This window comes from Filomicrobium sp. (assembly GCF_025698805.1).
GTDB classification, from domain to species: domain Bacteria; phylum Pseudomonadota; class Alphaproteobacteria; order Rhizobiales; family Hyphomicrobiaceae; genus Filomicrobium; species Filomicrobium insigne.
In genome coordinates, this window is sequence record NZ_JAILWT010000036.1 from 1 (window position 1) to 2,645 (window position 2,645).

The following is a 2,645-nucleotide window of genomic DNA, read 5'->3' on the forward strand; positions in this document are numbered from 1 at the left end:
GTGGCTCCGTTGGTGTTCACCTTGGCGAGGGTGCCGAGCGTAAAGCCGTTGCTGTTGAAGGCGGTAACCCCCTGCGCCTGCGTGGACTCGGAACTGGTGTTGTTGGTGGCAAGGTCTTGCTGGACGCCGCGCGCGCTGTCGTACAGGGCATGGTCGGTGGCCGCCGAGCGGCTCTTGATCCAGACAAGATCCGGCTGGAAATCAAGCCCAGTGATGCTCTGGGTGCTGCCGGTACCGGTGTAGGTGAGAGTCTTGAAATAGGCGGTGGGTGTCACGATGGCCGGGGTGGACAGATTGTGGGTGTGCAGCGCCGCAAAGCCCGCGGGCACCGCGCCCACAAACGGCTGTTGGCCGAAGTTCATGATCGCGCGGGTGTTGCGGCCGCTGCTCGCCGACCAGTTGGCCACGTACGGAATGTAGGCGTTCGGTACTGTGGTGATGGTGCCAGTCGGGTTCGCATCGGTTGCGGGATCTCCGCTGTTGCCCCACGTCACGCTGCCGCCGGAGGCCTGCCCCAGCCAGAAGTTGCCGTTCGAGGCATCAAAGGCAAAGGCCAGCACGTCGCCATCGCCGATGCTGATGCCGGATGAGGTGCCACCTACCCCATTCGCGTTATACCCGTCGCTTGCCCCCGACGAGTTTGTGTACCACGCGCCGCCAATTCCCGCATCGTAGGGGTTCAGGCCCGCACTGTTCTGCTGGGATGCCCCGACATCGGTCACGCCCACCGACGTGTGCGTGCTCCCGCTGTCGCGCGTGTACTCAAAGTACCATTTGCCGCTCTTCACCGCCATCGTACCCGCGATATAACCCTCGCCGCTTCCGCCGTTGGCCGACCAGTACAGGTTCCCGTCGGAGGCCGTGCCGAGGGTTGTCCCCGCGTTGTGCAGCGGGTTCAGCGTCGCCGTGTTGCCCCAGCCTTCGCTGGTGAACGAGGTCATGTAGTCGCGCATCGGGTCGTAGTTGGGCCCGGCGGTGGTGGTGACACCGTTCACCGTCCAGTTGTTGCCGTTGCCGGAGCTGTCGGCGCCAAGGTTGGCCGCGTTCTGGAAGTTGATGTGGAAGCCGTTGGTGCCATACGCCCCGCTGTAGGTCTTGGGCACCCATTGCAGCGTGGTGGGGTCAAACTGGCCGAAATCGGTGGCGCTCAAGTTAAGGCCGTCCACAAAGTGGATGTTGGCCATGTAGCCGTCAAAGCGGAGGCTGCCGGTTTCAATCCCGCGCCCGATGCGGTGCTCCACCGTGTGGTTCATCAGCGTGTTCTCGTTCAGCGACGGCCAGCTGGGTGAAGAGAACTCCTGCAGCACGCCGTTGACCCAGAGTTTCAGGCGGTCGCTGTCGGTGGCCTGCGTGGAGTCCATCATCAAGACGATGTGGTACCACGCCGACATGTCGCGGAAGACCGCCGCCGTGTAGTTGTTCCGCACCGTGCTGTTCTCTTGGTGAAGCAGCAGCGAGTCATCGGCGGCAAACCGCAGGTACGTGACGTTGGACGCCGAGCTCAGCGAATCGAAAAGGTGCTGGTTGCTGCCCAGCGAGCTGCGTTTCACCCAGAAGCTGAAGGTCCATGTGCGGCGGTCGCCGCCGGTGGAGGGCGTGCGGTCCAGATAGATGGTGTCGGCGCTGTTGAAGCGCAGGCTCACGGCATCAATGCATGATGCCAGCGACACCCCCGCCGGGGTGGACGACACGAACGACACCGCGTTGTTGAACCATTCAAAGTTGTACTTGGTGGGCACGAAGATGCCCAACCCGCTGACGATGTTGTTGGTCACCTTGCGGCAGTAGCCGTGCTCGTTGATGGTGGTGGTGGCGCCGTTGGCCACCGTGTAGCCGTCGGCCGCATTGGCGGCGGGCACCGCCAGCAGCAGCGCTCCCAGCAGAAGAACCAGCATCCCCCCGCGCATGGCTACCTCGCCACGCCGGCCGCCTCAAGCTTGCGGATGCGTTGCTCGAGGCCTTCCATGGCCGCTTTCAGTTGGGCGTTTTCGTCTTCAAGCGCCTTGATGGCCTTGTGGTGAACCTTCCAGCCTTCCAGCAGGATGGGTGCCAACTGGTCGTAGTCCACCGCCTTCAGGCCCTCGCCGTTGGTGACGAGATCGGGCACCACCTTCTCGACCTCTTGCGCGATGAGGCCGTAGGAGAACTGCTTGCTGGACTTCCAGCGGAAGTGCGTGCCGCGCAGCTTGGTGAGGATATCGGCCGCGTTGGGGATGGTGGTGATGGTGTCCTTCAGGCGTTCATCCGACAAGTGGAGGTACGAGTAGGCCCGCACGTTGCCGGTGACGCTGATGCCGCCGGTGACCGAGACGTTGCCGCCCACGGTCAGCAAGGTGGGCAGGTAGCTGGCGCTTTGGCCGAAGTAGCCCCACGTGGTGCCGCCGGTGGTCAGGCTGACGTAGTTGCCCGACGTATTGGCCACCATGGCAAGGGTGCCGCTGGTGATGCGGTCGGCATCCACCATGCTTACTACGTTAGCGCTGCCAATGAAATTGAACGCTTGGCCACTGGCATACAGCTGCTGAATAGACTGGTTCAAGCAATCAAATCCGGTCATTCCTGCGTGCGAGTAATAAGCCCGCGTCGACTTGTTGAAAATCATGGAGATGTAACCACCGGCTCCGCTTTGCGCCATGTGGTAATTC

At 62.6% G+C, this 2,645-nt stretch carries 2 protein-coding genes; both read right to left on the bottom strand.

The window, feature by feature from the left end:
- Positions 1-1,907, bottom strand: a 1,907-nt coding sequence (locus K5845_RS21160; protein ID WP_287959983.1) for a DUF7483 domain-containing protein, incomplete at its 3' end; no start/stop codon positions are given.
- Between the two features lie 2 nt (positions 1,908-1,909).
- Positions 1,910-2,645 (bottom strand): tail fiber domain-containing protein (locus tag K5845_RS21165; RefSeq protein ID WP_287959984.1); only part of this gene is annotated, 736 nt, incomplete at its 5' end.